This is a genomic window from Yinghuangia seranimata (genome assembly GCF_029953285.1).
GTDB lineage: Bacteria > Actinomycetota > Actinomycetes > Streptomycetales > Streptomycetaceae > Yinghuangia > Yinghuangia seranimata.
In genome coordinates, this window is record NZ_JASAOI010000100.1 from 1 (window position 1) to 19,943 (window position 19,943).

Below are 19,943 nucleotides of genomic sequence, written 5' to 3' on the forward strand. Positions count from 1 at the left end.
ACCAGTGGTCCGCGGCGGCGCCGTTTCACGTGCGGTGCCCGGCCGGGTGCCCAGTGGCGCGCCCGGCCGGAAGCCGGCTCAGAAGAAGACCGACCTGCGCTGCATCAGCACCCGGTAGATGGTGTGCTGGATCGTCTCGCGGACCTCGTCGGTCAGGTTGAACACCACCATCGGGTCGTCGGCGGTGTGCGCCGGGTACCGGTCGGTGCGGATCGGCGCGCCGAACTCGATGCGCCAGCGGGTCGGCAGCGGCAGCAGCCCGACCGGGCCGAGCAGCGGGAACGTCGGCGTCACCGGGAAGTACGGCAGCCCCAGCAGCCGCGCGAGGGTCCGCGCGTTGCCGATCATGGGGTATATCTCCTCGGCCCCGACGATCGAGCACGGGACGATCGGCACGCCGGTGCGCAGCGCCGACGACACGAACCCGCCCCGCCCGAACCGCTGCAGCTTGTAGCGGTCCTTGAACGGCTTGCCGAGCCCCTTGTAGCCCTCCGGCCACACGCCGACCAGTTCGCCCTGCGACAGCAGCCGTTCGGCGTCCGCGGGGTGCGCGAGCGTGTGCCCGCTCTTGCGCGCCAGCTGCCCGATCAGCGGCAGCTGGAACACCAGGTCGGCGCCGAGCAGCCGCAGGTTGCGGCTGTCGGGGTGGTGGTCGTGCACCGCGACCTGCGTCATCAGCGCGTCCAGCGGCAGCGTCCCGGAGTGGTTCGCGACGATCAGCGCGCCGCCCTTGCCCGGGATGTTCTCCAGGCCCTTGACCTCGACCCGGAAGTACGTGTCGTAGAACGGCCGGAGCAGCGACATGATCAGCTGGTCGGTCAGCTCCTGGTCGAAGCCGAACTCGTCGACCTCGTAGTCGCCGGTGATCCGGCGGCGCAGGAACGCCAGCCCGTCGGCGGCCTTGTCCTCCCAGCCGGGCCCCGCGAGGCCGTCGGCGAGGCCGCGCACGGCGCCGCCGGCCAGGCCGCCGAGGGCGCCCGCGAGCAGGCCGAGCCCCGGCGTCCCCGAACGCCCGCGGGAGCCGCCGGGTGTCTCGCCGGCCTCCGGCGCGGCGCCCAGCGCCCGCACCCGGGCAGGGCGCTCACGCACCGGGACGGCGTCCTCGGGGCCCGCGTCCGTACCGTCGGACGCCCCGTCGACCCCGTCGGCGACCTGGCTCACCGCCGCCTGCGCCGACCGCGCGCCGCGCCCGGCGCGCCGCGGGCCCCGGCCGCCGCGCGCACCGCCCGCGGCACCGTCGAACGGGATGATCCGGGCGTCACCCATCAGTGCTCCTCCTCGTGAGCGGTCCTCGCGAGCAGCAGGGACGCGATGCGGTCGGGCACCTGTCCGATGCGCTCGGGACCGATCAGGCCGCGCAGCCCGCGGCCGCGTACGAAGTCCTCGAAAGTCTCGGCGGTCGTGCGGCGCGGCACGAAGCCGAGCCGCTCGCGCGCCCGCGCGGTGTCCACGACCCGGCCGTGCGTGAGCAGCCGCACCTGCTCGGCCGACAGGTCCACCGCGCCGATCCGGCGCAGCCCCTGCCCGACCAGGCCGACCGCGGGCGAGGGCACCGGCACCACCGGCCGGCCGAGCCGCCGCGCGGCCTGCGACAGCAGCAGGATGCCGTCGGCGGCGATGTTGTACGTGCCGGGCTGGGCGCCGTCCGTCGCCACCCGCAGCGACGCCAGCACGTCGTCCTCGTGGACGAACTGCAGCCGTGGGTCGTAGCCGAGCACGGTCGGCAGCAGGGTGAGCGAGAAGTAGTCCGCCATCGGGGAAGAGATGGTCGGACCGAGGATCGGCGCGAAGCGCAGCACGGTCACCGCGACGTCGGGGCGGCGCCGGACGAAGCCGCGCACGTAGCCCTCGACCTCGAGCGCGTCCTTCGCCCATCCGGAGGACGGCGGGACGCGCGGCTCCATGTCCTCCTCGAAGATCGCCGGGTCGCGCGGCGAGGCCCCGTACACGGCGGTCGTCGACCGGACCACGAGCTTGCGGATCGAGGGCGCCTTCTGGCACGCGGCGAGCAGCTGCATCGTGCCGATGACGTTGGTCTCCTTGGCCGACGTCTTGGCCGACGCTCCGGCCGGGTACCCGGCGGGCGGGGTCTCGGCGGGGCTGAGGTGCACCACGGTGTCGACGGCGGCGGACGCGACGACCTTCGCGATCATCGGGTTGCGGATGTCGGCGTGCACGAACTCGACGCCGTCGAGCTCGTAGCGCGGTTCGACGGCGTCCACGCCGATGACCCGCTCCACGCCCGGCACCCGCAGGATCATCCGGGCGAACCGGCTGCCCAGATCCCGGGTCACGCCGGTGACCAGCACCACTTTGGCCATTAAGCCCTCTCCCCGAAGCCGACGGGCGGCGACGACCGGTGTCCGGCCGCGTACATGAGGCGACGGATCACAACGTAGTCGGCCCCGCGGCGAACCGGGACGGGCTTAACCAGTCGTTCACACCGAACGGCCGATCGAAACACCACCGGCGGGGGAACGCACACCAGGCCGCCGCCCGACACCCGAAAGGATGGGGCAGCGGCCTGGGAGGGCTGCAAGCAGCTACTACTTCTTGTTGCGACGCTGAACCCTCGTGCGCTTCAGCAGCTTGCGGTGCTTCTTCTTCGCCATGCGCTTACGACGCTTCTTGATGACAGAGCCCACCGAAAACCCTCACTCACGTGTTGCTACGGACGACGACCCCGCCTGCGCGGAGAGAACGGATCGCCCCATGCTCTCGCCGGGGCGCATTCCACTGCGCGGAGCCGAGACAGCCCGCACGTCTGGCCATAGCCTACTCGCCGTTCCCGGGCAGCCAGAAACGAGGCGTCCGGGGACGTCGCGCGGCGGGTCGGGTCGGGTGGGCCGCGCAGCGCTACGCGGTCTCGACGTACGAGTCCCGCAGGTAGTCGTGGACGGCTTGTTCCGGAACCCGGAACGACCGGCCAACCCTGATGGCGGGCATCTCGCCACTGTGCACCAGTCGGTACACGGTCATCTTGGACACCCGCATGACCGCAGCCACCTCGGCCACAGTCAGAAAATTGACCTCGTTGAGAGGCCTCTCTCCAGAAGCCATGCCGCACCTGAACCATTCAGCACGCGACGGGCACCGGCTTCCCCTCCGGTGACATCCACACGCACGTGCGTCCTTTCAGGGTAGTGGCGGGTGGTACCAGTGGGGAAGAGGAGGAGTTATCCGGCCTGTTTCGCCCATCCGGCTTGTTTCAGGACAGTCCCGCCCGATTCAGTACGTACGCCAGCAACGGGCGGTACAGGTGGGGCTGGACGTTGTCGTCGAGCGGCACCGCCACCAGGACCCGGCCCTCCTCGGCACCGACGAACAGCGCGGGGTCGTTGCAGTCCGCGAAGCCGATCGCGTCGACGCCGGCCTGGCCCGCGCCGCCGGCCCAGCCGTGGTCGCCGACCACCAGGTCCGGCAGCGGTTCCCCGGCGTCGGCGAGCTCGGCGAGCACGGCGCGGATGGGGCGCGCGGAGTGGGTGTGCTTGGGCTCGCCGGCCTCGTCGGTGACCACCGCGACCGGGCCGCGGTAGTCGACGACGCGCGGCTTTCCGCCCTCGGCGGCGGGCGTGTGGTAGCGCCAGCCGCGGGCGGGGCGAGGGAGGGTACACCCGGCGTCGCGCAGTGCGCGCGCCAGCGATCGGTAGTAGTCGCCGAGGCCGTCCGGGTGGCCGGTGCCGACGAAGACCCGCTCGCGGCGCTCGGCGGCGAGCGCGAGGCGGTCGGCGTACGCGTCGAGGGCGCCGAGCGTCAGGTCCGGGTCGATGGTGTCCTGGCCGTGCAGGTGATCCGGATCGGCGGCGACTCCGCAACGTTTGACCATGAGCGCGAGGACCTGCTCCGGGGTCCACACCCCGTCGGGTTCGAGCCCGAACAGGTAGCCGGGGTGGCGCTCGCTCATCAGGCGGTAGTGCCGCAGGTTGTTCTCACGCGGGGTGGCCACGTCGCCCGCGATGCGGCCGCGCAGCAGGTGCGCGCGCAGTGCGGTGCGGTCGGGGGCCCGGTTGTTGCCGTGTGCCGTCACGTCCACCTGCCACGTCGTTCGAGGGGGTGCGAGCTGTTCCGACTGGATGCTCCGCCCGGAAGGCGGCGGCGAGGTGTTGCGCCGGCGTCTTCCGTCAGGCCTCCGGTGAATATCTAGATATCGAACAACGGGTCGAGCCCGTGGGCCGGGAACACCGCCCGGCGCGTCGCGAGAACGGCCTGGTCGAGCCGGTCGGACGGGTCGTACCCGCCCGAGAAGGCGCGGAACGCGCCGGTGCCGCCGTCGGTCATGCGCTGCGGGCCCGACTCGCCGGTCATGATGCGGACCTGCTCGCGCCAGTCGAACGGCACCTCGGTCCCGGGCGCGATCGGCAGGTGCGCGGCCTCGGCGACGAGGTGCGTCCAGATGCGCGGCACGACGTCGGTGGCCGCGTACCCGCCGCCGCCGGTGGCGATCCACCGGCCCGCGCAGTGCCGGTGGGCGAGGTCGTGCAGGGCGACGGCGGCGGCGCGCTGCGCGTCGATGGTGAGGCCGAGGTGGGCGAGCGGGTCCTCGATGTGGGTGTCGGCGCCGTGCTGGCTGACCAGCGCGTCGGGGGCGAACGCCTCGACGAGCGGCGGCACGACGGCGTCGAACGCGCGCAGCCAGCCGCTGTCGGAGACGCCCGGCGGCAGGGCGACGTTGACGGCCGTGCCCTCGGCGTCGGGGCCGCCGGTCTCCTCGGGGAACCCGGTGCCGGGGAACAGGAAGCGCGGGCTCTCGTGGAGGCTGATCGTCATGACGCGCGGGTCGTTCCAGAACACCGCCTGCACGCCGTCGCCGTGGTGGACGTCGACGTCGACGTACACGACGCGTTCGGCGCCGAGTTCGAGCAGGCGGGCGACCGCGAGCGCGGCGTCGTTGTAGACGCAGAAGCCGGACGCGGCGCCGGGCATCGCGTGGTGCAGGCCGCCGGCGAAGTTGACGGCGTGCGGCGCGGCGCCGGTCCACACCGCGTCGGCGGCGGCGAGCGAGCCGCCGGCGATCAGCGCCGACACCTCGTGCATGTTCTTGAACGCGGGGGTGTCGTCGGTGCCGATGCCGCACGCGACGTCGGCGCACGACGGGTCCTCGGAGGCGCGGCGCACGGCGGCGATGTAGTCGGCGGTGTGGACGAGCCGGAGCTGTTCGTCGGTGGCCACCGGCGGGGCCAGCACGGTGAGTCCGTCGGCGGCGTCCAGGCCGAAGGCGCGGACGAGGTCGATCGTCAGACGCAGCCGGACCGGCTTCATGGGATGCCAGGCGCCGAAGTCGTAGCCGGTCATGCGGTCGTCCCACAGCAGCTGCACGGCTCGGCTCATGCGCTCAACGCTACCGGTCGGACACCGCGCTCCGGTCGTGGTCGTGACGGGCTTCACCCTGCGGCGCGAACGCGCGCGCCAGGGGCAGGATCCCGAGAACGAGCAGCAGCGGCACGGCCATCGCGGCGCGGAACCCGGCGAGGTCGCCGACGGCGCCGATCAGCGGCGTGCCGACCAGGAATCCGGCGTAGTTGAACAGGTTGAGGCGGGCGATCGCCGCGTCGGGGTTGCCCGGGGCGGTCTGGGCGCCGGCCGCGAAGGTGAGCGGGACGAGCGTGCACAGGCCGAGGCCGAGGACGGTGAAGCCGAGCAGCGAGACGGCCTGGTCGGGGGCGGCGATGACGACGGCGAACCCGACGGCGGCGGTGAGCGCTCCGACGCGGACGACGGGGAGCGCGCCCCAGCGGCGCACGCCGAGGTCGCCGAGGCTGCGGCCGACGAGGGCGGTGATCATGTAGACGAGATACGGCAGCGCCGTGTTGTCGTCGGCGTGCTGGACCTTCTCGGCGTAGACCGCGCCCCAGCTGGAGATCGCCGAGTCGCCGAGGTAGATGAACGTCATCACGGCGCAGAGCGGGAGCAGGACGCGCCACGGGACGGCGGGCCCGGCTGCGGTGTCCGCGACGGGTTCGGGGTGGTCGGCCTTCGGGGTGCGCAGGTAGTGGCGTCCGGCGAGGAGGGCGGCGGGGGCGGTGATGGCGGCGCTGATCGTGTACGTGACGAGCAGGCCGACGTCCTTGTGGTCGGCGAGCGTCGCGAGCCCGGCGCCCGCCATGCCGCCGAGGCTCCAGGCGGCGTAGAAGCCGTTCATGACGCTGCGTCCCTGTACTGCCTGGACGCCGACGGCCTGCATGTTCATGGTCGCGTCGACGGCGCCGAGGGCCAGGCCGAAGACGGCGAGGACGGCCGCGAGTTCCCAGACCTCCCGGCCCGCGCCGACGCCGACGGCGGCGACGCAGACGACGGGCTGCGCCGTCCAGAGCACGTGCGCGCTGCCGAACCGGGCGACGAGCTTCTCGGCGACCGCGCTGCCGACCCCCGCGATGATCGGGACGAGCGACAGCACGAGCGTGAGCGCCCCGTCGCTGAGCCCGTAGCGGTCCTGGATGGCCGGCACCCGCGTGACGAGCGCCGCGAACGACGCCCCCTGGATGAGGAACGCGGCCAACACCGCGGCCCGGGCCCGGCGTATCGCGTCGGGTCCGGCCTCCCCGCGCGCGCGTTCGCCGACCGTCGGCGCGGTCGTCGGCGCGACGGCGCCCTCGGTCGGGTCCTGCGGTTCGGTGGCCTGCATGGGGCGGGACGTTACTGGCGGGTTGGGTCCGATGGCGAGGCTTCTTGGGTGATCTTTTGCGATCACACCCCGAGGAGCCCGCGCACCTCCGTCATGTCCGCGCAGACCGCGTCCGCGTCCGCCAGGCGTTCGCGGGGCGTCATGGCCGCGTGGCCGTACACCCGCATGCCCGCCGCGCGGGCGGCTTCGACACCGAGCGGGCTGTCCTCGACCACGACGCACTCCCCCGGCGCGACGCCCATCTTCTCGGCGGCAAGGAGGAACAGGTCGGGGGCGGGCTTGCCGTGCGCGACGTCGGCGCTGCTGAAGATCACCGCGTCGGCGAAGCGGTCGAGGAAACCGGCCTTGCCGAGCGTGACGCGGATGCGCTCGTGGCTCCCGGACGACGCGACGCAGTACGGGATCCCGGCGGCGTCGAGCGCGTCGAGCAGCTCGTCGACCGCGGGCACCGGCGCCAGTTCGGCGCGGAAGGCCGCGAACGCGCCTGCGTGGTAGGCGTCCTCGAAGTCGTCGGGCAGCTCGCGGCCGTGCCGGGCGCGGATGATGTCCCGCACCCGCTTGAGCGAGCCGCCCATGTAGTCGTGGACGGCCTCCTCCGTGGTGGTGGGTATCCCGTACGACGTCAGCAGATCGCCCAGCACCCGGTTGGCGAGCGGCTCCGAGTCGACGAGCACGCCGTCGTTGTCGAAGATCACCAGCCCGGGTCGGACCGTCGGGGCGTCGGTCACTTCAGCCCTTCCGCGAGCTCCTTGGAGCGGTTGGCGGCGGCTTCGAGCGCCGCGAGCAGGGCCGCCCGCACGCCGTGGTTCTCCAGTTCGCGGATCGCGGCGATGGTGGTGCCGGCCGGCGAGGTTACGGCTTCGCGCAGCAGCGCGGGGTGTTCGCCGGAGTCGCGGAGCATGACGGACGCGCCGACCGCGGCCTGGACGATGAGGTCGTGCGCTGCGGCGCGCGGCAGTCCGAGGAGGATGCCAGCGTCGGTCATGGCCTCGACGAGGAGGTAGAAGTAGGCCGGGCCCGAACCGGAGAGCGCCGTGACGGCGTCCTGCTGCTTCTCGGGGACGCGGATGGTCTTGCCGACGCCCTGGAAGATCTCCTCGGTGCGGCGCAGGTGTTCCTCGGTGGCGTGCGCGCCGGGCGAGATGGCGCTCATGGCCTCGTCGACGAGCGCGGGGGTGTTGGTCATGACGCGCACGACCGGGGTGCCCGCGGCGAGGCGGCGCTCCAGGTACGCGGTGGGGATGCCGGCCGCGCCGGACACGACGAGCCGGTCGGCCGGGACGTGCGGGCCGAGTTCGTCGAGGAGGACGCCCATGTCCTGCGGCTTGACGGTGAGGATGAGGGTGTCCGCGGCCTTGGCGGCCTCGGTGTTGGTCATCGTCTCGACGCCGTAGCGGTCGTGCAGCTCCCGCGCGCGTTCCGCGCGGCGCGCGGTGACCAGGAGGTCCGACGGGCGCTTGCCGCCGCGGAGCATGCCGGACAGCAGGGCTTCGCCGATCTTGCCGGCGCCGATGACGGCGACCCGCTGCTGGGTCATGGGGCACCTCGTGCTCGCTCGCCGGCCCGCCGTCCCGTTCGGGCGGGGCGGCGGCCGTGATGGCTTCGCGCGGCGGCGCGCCGCCCGTTCAGCGTCGGGTGGCGAGCGACCGCAGGAAGAAGGTCAGGTTGGCGGGGCGCTCGGCCAGTCGGCGCATGAGGTACCCGTACCACTGGTCACCGTACGGCACGTAGACGCGGACCCTCTCGCCCTGGGCGGCGAGCCGGACCTGTTCGCCGGGGCGGACGCCGTAGAGCATCTGGAATTCGTAGGTGCCGGGTTCGCGGCGGTTGCGGGCGGCGAGCATGCCGGTGAGTTCGATGAGGCGGGGGTCGTGTGTGGCGACCATGGGGTAGCCGGGTCCGGCCATGAGGGTCTTGAGGCAGCGGACGTAGCTGAGGTCGACCTCGTGGCGGGTGGGGAAGGCGACGGACTCCGGTTCGCGGTAGGCGCCTTTGCACAGCCGGACGCGGGAGCCGGCGGTGGCGAGGTCGCGGCAGTCGGCTTCGGTGCGGCGCAGGTAGGCCTGGACGACGGCGCCCACCCACGGGTAGTCGGCGCGCAGTTCGCGCAGCGCGTCGAGGGTGGTGTCGGTGGTGGTGTGGTCCTCGGCGTCGAGGGTGACGGTGGTGCCGTACGTCTTGGCGGCTTCGCACACCGCGCGGGCGTGGTCGAGGGCGATGCCGGCGCCGTCGACGGGGAGCTGCCTGCCGAGGGCGGAGAGCTTGACGGAGACCTCGGCGTTGCCGGCCAGGCCGGCGTCGTCGAGGCGGCCGAGGAGGATGAGGTAGGCCTCGCGGACGGCGTGGGCGTGCGCGGGGTCGAGGGTGTCCTCGCCGAGGTGGTCGATGCTGACGTAGAGGCCCTCGGCGGCGAGGCGTTCGGTGACGCGGACGGCGTCGAAGGCGCGGTCGCCCGCGACGAAGCGGTGCACCAGCGCGCGGGTGCCGGGGGCGGTCTCGACCAGGTTCTTGACCTTGGTGCTCCGGGAGACGGAGAGCAGGGCCTGGCGCAGCACGGATCCTCGCTTGGCGGAGAACGCGCGGGGCGGGCCCCCGCGCGTTCTCCACACTAAAGCGGTTCAGTACGTTTTCAGAGGATTGTCCGATTGGGCGGCCCTGGCCGGCTCAGCCCTTCAGCCAGGCGGGCGCCGCCAGCAGCAGTTCGACGTTGCGGTCGCTCGCCTTGCCGCGCTTGCCGTCCTCGGCCGGGTCGGCGCGGTCGCGCTCCTGCCAGTCGTTGGCGGCCAGCTCGCGGGACAGCGCGGCGAGCGCGACCGGGTCGTCCAGCTTGCCGTTGTTCGTGGACGGCGCCGAGCTGTCGACGACGGTGCCGAACACCGACAGCGTGCCGTCCTTGTTGTCGGCGATCTCGACGATCCGGGCCTGCTGCGGCCAGTCGATGTGGGCGGCGGTGTTGACCTCCCAGAAGCCGCCGGGCACCGGGCTTCCGGCCGGACGGGCGTACGGCCGCACGGTGTTGCGGTGCGAGTGGCCGTTGACCCACGCGACCACGTTCGGGAAGCGCAGCAGCAGGGCGACGAGCTTCTCGCCCACGACGCGGTTGCTGCCGAGCGGGGCGTTGTCCATCGACGTGGAGGTGTGGTGGCTGAAGAGCACGAACAGCTTGTCGGCGGCCCCCGGGTTCTGGACCTCCTTGCCCTGCTCGTCCAGGTAGCGGCTGCTGCCGGCCTTCAGCTGCTCGGCGATCCACGCGAACTGGTCCTGGTCGAGCGAGCCCTCCGAGCCGCCGGCCGGGTTGACCGTGTCCATCGTGATGCAGCGGACCTTGCCGTGGTCGGCCGTGTAGTAGGCGGTCCCGGCGGCGATGTTCTCCTGCGTGAAGCCGTGCCCCTCCGGCTTGGCCGAGGTACGGAAGTGCTCCTTGACCGTCTCGGTGCGGTTGAGCGTGCGCCGGTCCGGGTCGGCGGTGACCGGGCGCGACGGGCCCGACAGCAGCGTCTGCACGGCCTGCTGGCTGCCCGACTGGAGCTGCAGCATCAGCGACAGCAATGCGGGTCCGGACTGGACGGCGGCCGGCAGCGCGGTCACCTTGCTCGCGCCGACCGCGGCCTTGGCGATGATCTCGTTGGGCGCGAGGTTGCCCTGCACGAGGCCGTCGTGGTTGCCGTACGCGGCGTACCACGGGGTCTGCAGGCCGGTGGCCTTGAACGGCTTGCGGGCCGCGTCGAGCAGGCCGGGCACGGTCGGGAAGCCGTACTTGGCGCGCGGCACGTCGTCCTGGGCGCCGGGCGGGGTGCCGTCCGGGTGCCAGTAGCGCTCGTCGTAGGCGACCTGGTCGGCGACGCCCTCGTACTTGTCGTGCGAACCGGAGTCGGGCCGGATCTCCTTGCCGCCGTCGAGCAGGTCGATGTACCAGCGCAGCTCGTTGTACTGCACGTTGTCCGTGTTGTCGCCGGTCACGATCGTGAACTCGATCTTTGCGCCGGTCGCGGGGCCCTTGTCGAGCTTGTTGACGGCGCGCACCATCGCCTCGCCGACCTGCGCGGAGAGCATCTCCTGCGCCCGGTAGGCGCCCTCGACGGGCAGCAGCTTGGCGAACTGCTCGCCCGGGTCGCGGTTGCGGTCGAGGAACTCGACGCGGGCGGGCGACTGGCAGTCGACTATGTGCATGTCGGTCAGCTGGGTGAACGCGACGACCGGCGTGCGCTTGGCGGCACGCGCCTTGGCCGCCGCCTCGTCGGTCCCGGCGCCGGGCGCGAGGTCGGCGCGCACCAGGTGCGGCTCGCCGGGGCCCGCGACAATCTTCTTGTAGCCGCCGGCCCCCGCCGGGCCGAGCACGAGCGTCTTCTCGAGCGTCGTGGCGCCCGGCTCGACGGCGGCGCCGCCCGGCTGCCCGGTCGCGCCGGCGCTCTGGGACGGCTTGCCGCCGTCCTTCGTGTCGTCGTCGGAGCAGCCGCTGAGCGCGACGCCTCCGCCCACGGCCGCCGCCCCTGCGGCGGTGTACCGCAGGACATCACGCCGACTCACACTCATGTGCGGCCCTCCCGACCCTCGTGCCCTCTGGCCCTCGTCGCCCTTGTGGCCGCACGACCGTACCGGAGAGTAGGTCTTGTTGACCTCATACGGAGTAGCGAGATCCGGCAACGTTCCGGACACGGATCACGGCGTGCGCCGACGCAGGGTCAGCGCGCCGAGGCCGAGCGCCGCGAGCACGCAGCCCGCGACCACGGCGATGTCCAGCACCAGCCGGGAGCCCACCTCGGACGAGCCGGTCAGCCGGACCATCGCGTCGACGGCGTACGACAGCGGCAGCACGTCCGAGATCGCCCGGAGCACCGGCTGCATCTGGTCGCGCGGCACCAGCAGCCCGCACAGCAGGAACTGCGGCAGCACCACGGCCGGCATGAACTGCACCGCCTGGAACTCGGTGTTCGCGAACGCGCTGACCAGCAGCCCCAGCGCGAGGCCGAGCAGCGCGTCCAGCACCGCGACCAGCAGCACCAGCCAGGTCGCGCCGGCGACGTCGAGGCCCAGCAGCCCGACGGAGAGCCCGGTGGCCAGCACCGCCTGCACGACCGCGACCAAGCCGAACGCCAGCGCGTACCCGCCGATCAGGTCGGCCTTGCGGATCGGCAGGGTCAGCAGCCGCTCGAGCGTTCCCGTCGACCGCTCGCGCAGCGTGGCGACCGAGGTCACCAGGAACATGACGACGAACGGGAAGATCCCGAGCAGCGGGCCGCCGATGCGGTCGAAGGTCTGCGGCGAACCGTCGTACAGCCAGCGCAGCAGCGCGAGGAGCAGGCACGGCACCAGCAGCATGAGGGCGATGGTGCGCGGGTCGTGGCGCAGCTGGCGCAGCACGCGGAGCGCGGTGGCGGTCAGCGCGTTCATCGGCGGGCCTCCTCCGGGTCGGCGTCGCCGCGGCTCTCGATCAGTGCGAGGAACGCCGACTCGGCGCTGTCGGTCCCGGTACGGGCCAGCAGCTCCGGCAGCGTGTCCTGGGCGAGCAGTTCGCCGTCGCGCATGAGCAGCAGCTCCTTGCAGCGCTCGGCCTCGTCCATGACGTGGCTGGACACCAGCAGCGTCGCGCCGTCGGCGGCGAGCCGGTGGAACAGCGCCCACAGGTCGCGGCGCAGCACCGGGTCGAGTCCGACGGTCGGCTCGTCGAGGACGAGGAGCTCGGGCGTGCCGAGCAGCGCGGCGGCGAGCGAGACCCGGGCGCGCTGGCCGCCGGACAGCCGTTCGACGCGGGCGTGTTGGTGGTCGCCGAGGTCGACCTGCTCGACGACCCGGTCGACGTCGCGCGCGGGAGCGCGTAGCAGGGCGGCGAAGTAGTGGAGGTTCTCGCGCACGGTCAGGTCGGCGTACACCGACGGGGCCTGCGTGACGTAGCCGACCCGGTCGCGCAACCGCCGGTCGCCGGCCGGGAGTCCGAGGACGTCGAGGCGGCCGGACACGTTGTCCTGGACGCCGGTGACGGCGCGCATGAGCGTGCTCTTGCCGCAGCCGCTGGGGCCGAGCAGGCCGGTCACGCTCCCCCGCGGGACGCTGAACGCGACGTCCCGCAACACGGTGCGCCCACCGCGCACCACGCGCAGCCCGTCCGCGTCGATCGCGGCACCGGGCGCTGAATTCAGCATGCGCCGAATATCGAACCGGCCGCGCTCCCCCGTCAAGATGAACCACCGGTTGGGCACGCGGCGCCTCCCGGCCAACCGCATGTTTCACGTGGAACAAGAGCTCACCGGCCGCCCCGGACACGTTCGCCGTCCCGTCGTGAGCGGCGAAAACGAGGCCGCCCCCGACCGGGGGTCCGGTGCGGGGGCGGCCTTTTGTGCTCCGGTCGGGGTCAGTCCAGGAGGCTGACGTCCCGGACGGCGCCCTTGTCGGCCGACGTGGCCATCGCGGCGTAGGCCTTCAGCGCGGTGCTGACCTGCCGGTCGCGGTTGGCCGGGCGGTACTTGCCGAGGGTCGCGAGCAGCTTCTCGCGCCGGGCTTCCAGCACCTCGTCGGAGACGTCCAGCGTGATCGAGCGGTTCGGGATGTCGATCGAGACGATGTCGCCGTCCTCGACCAGCGCGATCACACCGCCGGCCGCCGCCTCCGGGGAGACGTGGCCGATGGACAGGCCGGAGGTGCCGCCGGAGAACCGTCCGTCAGTGATCAGCGCGCACTTGGCGCCGAGGCCGCGGCCCTTCAGGAACGACGTCGGGTAGAGCATCTCCTGCATGCCCGGGCCGCCCTTGGGGCCCTCGTAGCGGACGACGACCACGTCGCCCTCCTTGACGCGCTTGGTCAGGATCGCGTCGACCGCGTCCTCCTGCGACTCGACCACGACGGCCGGACCGGAGAACGTCCAGATGGACTCGTCGACGCCGGCGGTCTTCACGACGCAGCCGTCGACGGCGAGGTTGCCGACCAGGATGCCCAGTCCGCCGTCCTTGCTGTACGCGTGGGCGGCGTCGCGGATGCAGCCGTTCTCGACGTCCAGGTCCAGCGTCTCCCAGCGCGCCGACTGGCTGAACGCGGTCGCGGACCGCTCGCAGCCCGGCGCCGCGTGGAACAGCTCGACGGCCTCCGGCGACGGCGAACCGCCGCGGACGTCCCAGTTCTTGAGCCACTCGGCGAGCGAGTCGGCGTGCACCGCGTGCACGTTCTCGTGGAGCAGCCCGGCGCGCTGCAGCTCACCGAGCAGCGCCGGGACGCCGCCCGCGCGGTGCACGTCCTCGACGTGGTACGGCGCGTTGTTCGGCGCGACCTTGGCCAGGCACGGGACGCGCCGCGACAGGGCGTCGATGTCGCCCATGTCGAAGTCGACCTCGCCCTCCTGGGCGGCGGCCAGCAGGTGCAGGATCGTGTTGGTCGAGCCGCCCATGGCGATGTCGAGCGCCATGGCGTTCTCGAACGCGTCGCGGTTGGCGATGCTGCGCGGCAGCACCGTCTCGTCGTCCTGCTCGTAGTAGCGCTTGCACAGCTCGACGGCGACCGCGCCGGCCTGCTCGTACAGCGCCTTGCGGGCGGTGTGCGTGGCCAGCACCGAGCCGTTGCCGGGCAGCCCCAGGCCCATCGCTTCGACGAGGAAGTTCATCGAGTTGGCGGTGAACATGCCGGCGCACGACCCGCAGGTCGGGCACGCGGCCTCCTCGATGCGCTCCAGGTCCTCGTCGGAGACCTTGTCGGAGGCCGACTCGGAGATCGCGGTGATCAGGTCGAGGTGGGTGCGGACGGTGCCGTCCACCAGCACGGCCTTGCCGGACTCCATCGGCCCGCCGGACACGAACACCGTGGGGATGTTCAGCCGCAGCGACGCCATGAGCATGCCGGGGGTGATCTTGTCGCAGTTGGACACGCACACGATGGCGTCCGCCTGGTGCGCGTTGACCATGTACTCGACGGCGTCGGCGATCAGCTCGCGGGACGGCAGCGAGTAGAGCATGCCGCTGTGGCCCATCGCGATGCCGTCGTCGACGGCGATCGTGTTGAACTCGCGCGGGATGCCGCCGGCGGCCTTGATCGCGTCGGACACGATCCGGCCGACCGGGGCGAGGTGGGTGTGGCCGGGTACGAACTCGGTGAAGCTGTTCGCGACCGCGATGATCGGCTTGCCGAAGTCCTCGCGCTCGACACCGGCGGCGCGCAGCAGCGCGCGGGCGCCCGCCATGTTGCGGCCGTGGGTGACCGTCCGAGACCTCAGTTGCGGCACTGGGCACACCCTCTCGCTCGTAGTCCGTGAAGGACGTCCCGCCCGGCTCGCGGCCGGGTCCGACGTCGGGGGTACTCACGAGCTTACGGCGGCGTGCGCGACGGCGGCGGACGCGTCCAGGATGCGGCCGTCGTGCCGTGTCGGCGCGGATCCGGCGGGTCGGCCGGGTCCGGCGGCCGGCCGCGGGGCGACCGGGCCGGTCAGGCCACCTCGCCGCGCAGGTAGCGCTGCAGCGTCGGGCCGACCGCGGCGACCAGCGTCTCGGGCGGCGTCGAGGCCAGCGGCTCCAGGCCCAGCACGTACCGGCCGAACGCCAGGCCCATCATCTGCGACGCGGCGAGGCCGGCGCGCAGCGCCGCCTCGGGGGCGTCGGCGTCCAGCTCGCGGGCCACGCGGGCGAACAGCGCGGTGGTGAGGAAGTCGCGGATCAGGCCGCCTACGGGTCGGCCGTCGGCGCCCGGCGGTCGCCCGTCGCCTGTGCCCGAGGCCGCTTCGCCGCTCTCGCCGCCCGCGGTCGGTTCGGCCCCGTCCCATTCGTCGCCGGCCAGCGTGGTCCGCAGCAGCGCGAGCATGCGGGGCTGCAGCTCGGGGTCCTCCCACAGGGTGAAGAAGAACCGGGCGAGCCGCTCCCCCATGCGGTCGGGGCCGTCCGCGAGGATGTGCGGGACCAGCACGTCCGGGTCCAGCGGCAGGTCGAGCGCGGCGATGAACACGCGCTCCTTCGGGCCGAAGTAGTGGTGGACCAGCGCCGGGTCGACGCCGGCCGAGCGGGCGATGCCGCGCACCGACGTCCCCGCGTAGCCGCTGCGCGCGAACTCGGCGCGCGCCGCGTCCAGGATCTGTCGTCGGGTGTCGGGCGCGCCCGACCTGCGGCCCGCGGGCCGCCCCGGGCCGCGCCGCGGGGATGTGTCGCCCGGCTGGGCGGCGGCCATGTCAGGTGACCTCGGCCGGGGCCGCCAGGTGCAGCCGGGTGAACGCGAGCGCCTCGGCCAGGTCGGCCTCCCGCTCGGCGCGGCCGGTGGCGCGGTGCGTGTTCACCTCCAGCACGACCGTTCCCGCGAACGACTGGCGGGCCAGGCCCTCCAGCAGTTCGGCGCACGGCTGCGTGCCGCGGCCGGGGATCAGGTGCTCGTCCTTGATCGAACCGCTGCCGTCGGCGAGGTGGATGTGGCCCAGCCGGCGGCCCATCTTGGCGGCCATGGCCAGCGCGTCCACGCGCGAGGTCGCGGTGTGCGACAGGTCCAGCGTGAAGTGCCGGAAGTCCTCGTCCGTCGGGTCCCAGTCCGGCGCGTAGGCGGCCAGCTCCTTGTCGCGGTAGCGGAACGGGAACATGTTCTCCACGGCGAACATGACGTCCGTCTCCTCCGCCATCCGGCCGAGGCCCTGGACGAACGACCTCGCGTACGAGCGCTGCCAGCGGAACGGCGGGTGGACGACCACCGTGCTCGCCCCCAGCCGCTCCGCGGCCACCCGGGCGCGGACCAGCTTGTCCCACGGGTCGGTGCCCCAGACGCGCTGCGTGATCACCAGGCACGGCGCGTGCACGGCGAGCACCGGCACGCCGTGGTGGTCCGACAGCCGGCGCAGCGCCTCGATGTCCTGGCTGACCGGGTCCGTCCACACCATGACCTCGACGCCGTCGTAGCCGAGCCGGGCGGCCAGTTCGAAGGCGGTCGCCGTCGACTCGGGGTAGACCGACGCGGTGGACAGGGCGATCTTGGCGTCCGGCACGCGCAGGATGGCGTCCGGTACGCGCGCTTCCGCGCCGGCGGGGGTTCCGGGCGCGGCCGCGACCGTCGGCGCCGCGAGCCCGTTCACGGGGCGGCGCGCAGCGTGATCGAGGTGATCCCTGGGGTCGGCCACGTCGCCAAGAGTAGAGCGCACGCCCCGCTCCGGGACCCCCCACGCGTGCAGTCACCGCGCACTGACCTGGAACGTCCCGTTCCGGTGGCATTGCGTGCGGGACGGGGGCCGCCGGACCCGGCACCCTGCCTCCCGAGGGGGCAGAGTGCCGGGGCGCGGGTCACTTCAGGGCCGCCTCGACCTTGGCGATCTGGGCCTGCGCGAACTGCACGGGTTCGGCGGGCGCGGCCTCGGTGGTGTACGTCGACATGGACACCGCGACGGTGCCGCGCACGGCGAGGACGACGTACATGTACAGCGTCGTGTCGCTGTCGACGGTCTGCACGCGGAACGCCACGGTGTCGGGCCCGAACCGGTCGGGCCGGACGTCGCTGAACGTGTAGATCGACGCCTTGCCGTCGTCGGTGACGTCGACCGTCTGGCACCGCTTGAGCGCCGCCAGCTCGGCCTGGAACTCCTGCATCAGGAACGGGTGCGACTGGCTGTCGAGGTTGACCGCCGCGCCGGAGAGCGTCGACGACGACTTGGCGTTCTGGTACTCGCGCTCGGCGTGGCCCGTCGCGGCCTTGCTGACGTTGTGGGACACGAGCTGCTGGCAGTTCGGGTCGGCCGTCTTCTCCTGACGGGCCGGGGACTTGTCGGTCGAGGTGGACCCCGCCGACAGGCCGGACGGCAGCTCACTGTCGCTGAGCAGCAGTTTCGCGAGCTGGTCGCCGCCGGGCTGGCCCGTCTTGCCGGCGCCGGGGGCGGCGCCGGTCTGCGTGGGCTTGGCGGTCGACCCGGTGGTCGACGAGCCGGCGCCGGCGCCGGGCGCCGAGGCGGACGACGACGCGTCGGCGGACGCCTTTTTGTCGCTCTTCTCGCACGCGGTCAAGCCGGTCAGGGCCAGCCCGATGAGCGGGACGACCGCGAAACGCGCCGCGGACTTGCGCATGGTCATGGTGGAACGCACCGTGAACCCCCCAGTTCGGTGTGAACGATGTTGCGAACGATGTAGGTGATGTCGTCGGCGGGTTTCCCCCGGTGCCGCTCCCCCCTTCGGATTCGGCACCGCCCGCTGACGTCCCCAGACCATACGGCCTTGTCGATCACACTTCGCCACGTGTTACCGGGATGGCACACGAAAGCGACCGATTCCGAACGGCCGACGCGCGGTCGGCCGAGGCCCGGTCGGTCAGCCGGCCATCCAGTCCAGACGGCGCAGGATGATGCCCTCGCGGAGCGCCCACGGGCAGATCTCCAGCTGGGACACGTTCAGCAGGTCCAACGCCGCGTCGGCCACCACCGCGCCCGCGACCAGCTGCGGAGCACGCCCCTCGGACACCCCGGGCAGCGCCGCCCGCTGGTCGGTGGACATCGACGCCAGGCGGGGCAGCCAGTCGGCGAGCGCGGAGCGGGTCAGCACACGCTTGACGTACGGGCCCTCACTCGACCCCGGAGCACCGGCGATACGGGCCAGCTGCTTGAACGTCTTCGACGTCGCCACGACGTGGTCAGGCCGGCCCAACCGGCTGAACTCCGCCACCGTGCGGGCGATCTCCGTACGCACGTGCTTGCGCAGCACCCGCACCTCGTCCGGCCCCGGCGGGTCACCGTGCAGCCAGGCCCGCGTCAGCCGACCCGCGCCCAACGGCAGCGACACCGCCGCGTCCGGCTCCTCGTCTATGCCCGCCGCGACCTCCAGCGAGCCGCCGCCGATGTCCAGCACCAGCAGCCGGCCCGACGACCAGCCGAACCACCGACGGACCGCCAGGAACGTGAGCCGGGCCTCGTCCGCGCCTGTCAGCACCTGCAGGTCGACGGCGGTTTCGCGCCGCACCCGCGCCAGCACCTCGTCGCCGTTCACGGCCTCGCGCAGCGCGGACGTCGCGAACGGGAGCAGGTCCTCGACGCCCTTGTCCTCGGCGACCTCCAGCGCATCCGCGACGGTCTCGACGAGCCGCTCCACGCCCGGCTCGCCCAGGCTGCCGTCGGGCTCTAGCAGCTCGGCCAGCCGCAACTCGGACTTGTGGGAGTACGCGGGAAGCGGCCGCGCGCCGGGGTGCGCGTCGACCACCAGCAGGTGGACGGTATTGGAGCCCACGTCGAGAACACCGAGTCGCATACCGTCGACGCTAGCTCACCCCGTGCGGCCGTCATGCACCATCTGGCAGGACGGTGGGCGGGGTCTCGAACCGGCCAGTGCCTTGCCTGGCTCGTCGCCTGGGTCTTTGCCTGGCTTGTCCCGGTTCGCGGCTGGTCCGCGGCCGGCTCGCGGCCGGCCGTGGAGATCGACCGGGGGTCCGTGGAGATCGGCCTGGCAGGGCCTACTCTTGCAGCGTGCCTGAAGTAAGCCTGGATTTCCCCCGTGCCTGGTTCGAGTTCGTCGACCCGACTCCGCAGGACGACCCCGACGACGCGGAACAGGTCTTCCGCTGCGACCTCACCTGGCTGACCTCGCGCTGGACGTGCGTGTTCGGCAGCGGGTGCCAGGGCATCGCGGCGGGCCGTGCGGCGGACGGCTGCTGCACCCTCGGGGCCCACTGGTCCGACGAGGACGACGAGAACCGGGTCATGAAGTGGGTCGCCCGGCTCACACCGGAGACGTGGCAGCACTACGAGACCGGTACGGCTGACGGGGTGACCGAGCCCGACGAGGACGACGAGCCTCGGACCCGACGGGTGGATGGGGCCTGTCTTTTCCTGAACCGCCCGGGGTTCGCCGGTGGTGAAGGCTGCGCGCTGCACGCACAGGCGCTGCGGGAGGGGCGGCATCCGCTCGAGGCGAAGCCTGATGTGTGCTGGCAGCTTCCGATCCGACGGACGTACGACTGGGTGGACCGGCCCGACGAGACCCGTGTCCTTGTCGTGGGCATCGGAGAGTACGACCGCCGTGGGTGGGGGCCGGGCGGGCATGACCTGCACTGGTGGTGCACCGGGGCGACGGAGGCTCACGTGGGCAGTGATCCGGTGTACGTGTCGTACGAGCCGGAGCTGCGGGAGCTGATGGGGGACCTGGCCTACGAGGAACTGGCCAAGGCTTGTAAGGCTCATGAGGCGACCAAGTTGGCGCGGCATCCTGCGTCGCCTCGGTAGCTTTCCTGCACCGTTCCTGACCTGGTTTGCGGTTTTGGCCTGACGCCCCTCCCGCTCTTGGATTTTCCGCGCGGACGGCCCGCGCCTCAAGCCGATCCTGCCAACGTTGGTTCTGTTGGCCTTGTCCTGTTGCGGCGTGACCCGCGGGCCGTCCGCGCTGAACCACCTCGCATCGGGCGG

The 19,943-nt window shown here is 72.7% G+C and carries 19 protein-coding genes; 1 reads left to right on the plus strand and 18 read right to left on the minus strand.

Annotated features, from left to right (window positions below):
- Positions 1-78: 78 nt before the first annotated feature.
- The 18 genes from QI554_RS42975 to QI554_RS43060 form a co-directional block, all read right to left on the minus strand.
- A complete protein-coding gene (locus tag QI554_RS42975; RefSeq protein WP_281478708.1) occupies positions 79-1,266 on the minus strand; it encodes a lysophospholipid acyltransferase family protein in 1,188 nt (395 codons plus the stop codon).
- A complete protein-coding gene (locus QI554_RS42980; protein ID WP_281478710.1) occupies positions 1,266-2,321 on the minus strand; it encodes an NAD-dependent epimerase/dehydratase family protein in 1,056 nt (351 codons plus the stop codon). Before QI554_RS42980 ends, QI554_RS42975 begins: the two co-directional genes overlap by 1 nt.
- A gap of 225 nt (positions 2,322-2,546) precedes the next feature.
- A complete protein-coding gene (locus QI554_RS42985; protein WP_003948845.1) occupies positions 2,547-2,645 on the minus strand; it encodes a 30S ribosomal protein bS22 in 99 nt (32 codons plus the stop codon).
- Between the two features lie 211 nt (positions 2,646-2,856).
- A complete protein-coding gene (locus QI554_RS42990; RefSeq protein ID WP_020549639.1) occupies positions 2,857-3,060 on the minus strand; it encodes a helix-turn-helix domain-containing protein in 204 nt (67 codons plus the stop codon).
- Between the two features lie 148 nt (positions 3,061-3,208).
- Positions 3,209-4,033, minus strand: coding sequence for a phosphatase (locus tag QI554_RS42995; protein WP_281478870.1), 825 nt, complete (start codon positions 4,031-4,033; stop codon positions 3,209-3,211).
- Between the two features lie 107 nt (positions 4,034-4,140).
- Positions 4,141-5,328, minus strand: a complete 1,188-nt coding sequence (locus QI554_RS43000; RefSeq protein ID WP_281478873.1) for an acetoin utilization protein AcuC — start codon at positions 5,326-5,328, stop codon at positions 4,141-4,143.
- Positions 5,329-5,338: 10 nt separating this feature from the next.
- The gene (locus tag QI554_RS43005) at positions 5,339-6,622 is read right to left on the minus strand and encodes an MFS transporter (RefSeq protein WP_281478875.1); all 1,284 of its coding nucleotides are present in this window, start codon (positions 6,620-6,622) and stop codon (positions 5,339-5,341) included.
- A 62-nt stretch (positions 6,623-6,684) separates the two neighbouring features.
- Positions 6,685-7,350 (minus strand): HAD family hydrolase, encoded by a 666-nt coding sequence (locus tag QI554_RS43010; protein ID WP_281478876.1) that lies wholly within the window; start codon positions 7,348-7,350, stop codon positions 6,685-6,687.
- Positions 7,347-8,159, minus strand: coding sequence for a pyrroline-5-carboxylate reductase (gene proC / locus QI554_RS43015; RefSeq protein WP_281478878.1), 813 nt, complete (start codon positions 8,157-8,159; stop codon positions 7,347-7,349). Before proC ends, QI554_RS43010 begins: the two co-directional genes overlap by 4 nt.
- A gap of 88 nt (positions 8,160-8,247) precedes the next feature.
- Positions 8,248-9,177: a proline dehydrogenase family protein gene (locus QI554_RS43020; protein ID WP_281478879.1), complete on the minus strand. Its 930-nt coding sequence runs from the start codon at positions 9,175-9,177 to the stop codon at positions 8,248-8,250.
- A 109-nt stretch (positions 9,178-9,286) separates the two neighbouring features.
- The gene (locus tag QI554_RS43025) at positions 9,287-11,155 is read right to left on the minus strand and encodes a TIGR03767 family metallophosphoesterase (RefSeq protein WP_281478881.1); all 1,869 of its coding nucleotides are present in this window, start codon (positions 11,153-11,155) and stop codon (positions 9,287-9,289) included.
- 126 nt (positions 11,156-11,281) lie between these two features.
- Positions 11,282-12,013 (minus strand): ABC transporter permease, encoded by a 732-nt coding sequence (locus QI554_RS43030; protein WP_281478883.1) that lies wholly within the window; start codon positions 12,011-12,013, stop codon positions 11,282-11,284.
- Complete coding sequence (locus QI554_RS43035; protein ID WP_281478885.1) at positions 12,010-12,762, minus strand: ABC transporter ATP-binding protein; 753 nt, start codon at positions 12,760-12,762, stop codon at positions 12,010-12,012. The genes QI554_RS43030 and QI554_RS43035 overlap by 4 nt, the downstream gene beginning before the upstream one ends.
- A gap of 209 nt (positions 12,763-12,971) precedes the next feature.
- Complete coding sequence (gene ilvD / locus QI554_RS43040) at positions 12,972-14,825, minus strand: dihydroxy-acid dehydratase (RefSeq protein WP_281478887.1); 1,854 nt, start codon at positions 14,823-14,825, stop codon at positions 12,972-12,974.
- Between the two features lie 200 nt (positions 14,826-15,025).
- Positions 15,026-15,757 (minus strand): TetR/AcrR family transcriptional regulator, encoded by a 732-nt coding sequence (locus tag QI554_RS43045; protein ID WP_281478889.1) that lies wholly within the window; start codon positions 15,755-15,757, stop codon positions 15,026-15,028.
- A 1-nt stretch (position 15,758) separates the two neighbouring features.
- On the minus strand, positions 15,759-16,565 hold the full coding sequence (locus QI554_RS43050) for a sugar phosphate isomerase/epimerase family protein (RefSeq protein ID WP_281478898.1): 807 nt from the start codon (positions 16,563-16,565) through the stop codon (positions 15,759-15,761).
- Positions 16,566-16,848: 283 nt separating this feature from the next.
- Positions 16,849-17,628: a hypothetical protein gene (locus tag QI554_RS43055; protein WP_281478890.1), complete on the minus strand. Its 780-nt coding sequence runs from the start codon at positions 17,626-17,628 to the stop codon at positions 16,849-16,851.
- 234 nt (positions 17,629-17,862) lie between these two features.
- Positions 17,863-18,792, minus strand: coding sequence for a Ppx/GppA family phosphatase (locus QI554_RS43060; RefSeq protein ID WP_281478892.1), 930 nt, complete (start codon positions 18,790-18,792; stop codon positions 17,863-17,865).
- Positions 18,793-19,007: 215 nt separating this feature from the next.
- On the opposite strand from QI554_RS43060, the gene QI554_RS43065 reads away from it, so the two are divergent.
- Positions 19,008-19,763, plus strand: a complete 756-nt coding sequence (locus QI554_RS43065; protein WP_281478894.1) for a DUF3109 family protein — start codon at positions 19,008-19,010, stop codon at positions 19,761-19,763.
- Positions 19,764-19,943 lie beyond the last annotated feature (180 nt).

Coding starts and splice junctions, on each gene's coding strand:
- QI554_RS42975 (WP_281478708.1), bottom strand. CDS start 1,266: ATGGGTGACGCCCGGATCATCCCGTTCGACGGTGCCGCGGGCGGTGCG.
- QI554_RS42980 (WP_281478710.1), bottom strand. CDS start 2,321: ATGGCCAAAGTGGTGCTGGTCACCGGCGTGACCCGGGATCTGGGCAGC.
- QI554_RS42990 (WP_020549639.1), bottom strand. CDS start 3,060: ATGGCTTCTGGAGAGAGGCCTCTCAACGAGGTCAATTTTCTGACTGTG.
- QI554_RS43000 (WP_281478873.1), bottom strand. CDS start 5,328: ATGAGCCGAGCCGTGCAGCTGCTGTGGGACGACCGCATGACCGGCTAC.
- QI554_RS43005 (WP_281478875.1), bottom strand. CDS start 6,622: ATGCAGGCCACCGAACCGCAGGACCCGACCGAGGGCGCCGTCGCGCCG.
- proC (WP_281478878.1), bottom strand. CDS start 8,159: ATGACCCAGCAGCGGGTCGCCGTCATCGGCGCCGGCAAGATCGGCGAA.
- QI554_RS43025 (WP_281478881.1), bottom strand. CDS start 11,155: ATGAGTGTGAGTCGGCGTGATGTCCTGCGGTACACCGCCGCAGGGGCG.
- QI554_RS43030 (WP_281478883.1), bottom strand. CDS start 12,013: ATGAACGCGCTGACCGCCACCGCGCTCCGCGTGCTGCGCCAGCTGCGC.
- QI554_RS43035 (WP_281478885.1), bottom strand. CDS start 12,762: ATGCTGAATTCAGCGCCCGGTGCCGCGATCGACGCGGACGGGCTGCGC.
- QI554_RS43045 (WP_281478889.1), bottom strand. CDS start 15,757: ATGGCCGCCGCCCAGCCGGGCGACACATCCCCGCGGCGCGGCCCGGGG.
- QI554_RS43055 (WP_281478890.1), bottom strand. CDS start 17,628: ATGACCATGCGCAAGTCCGCGGCGCGTTTCGCGGTCGTCCCGCTCATC.
- QI554_RS43060 (WP_281478892.1), bottom strand. CDS start 18,792: ATGCGACTCGGTGTTCTCGACGTGGGCTCCAATACCGTCCACCTGCTG.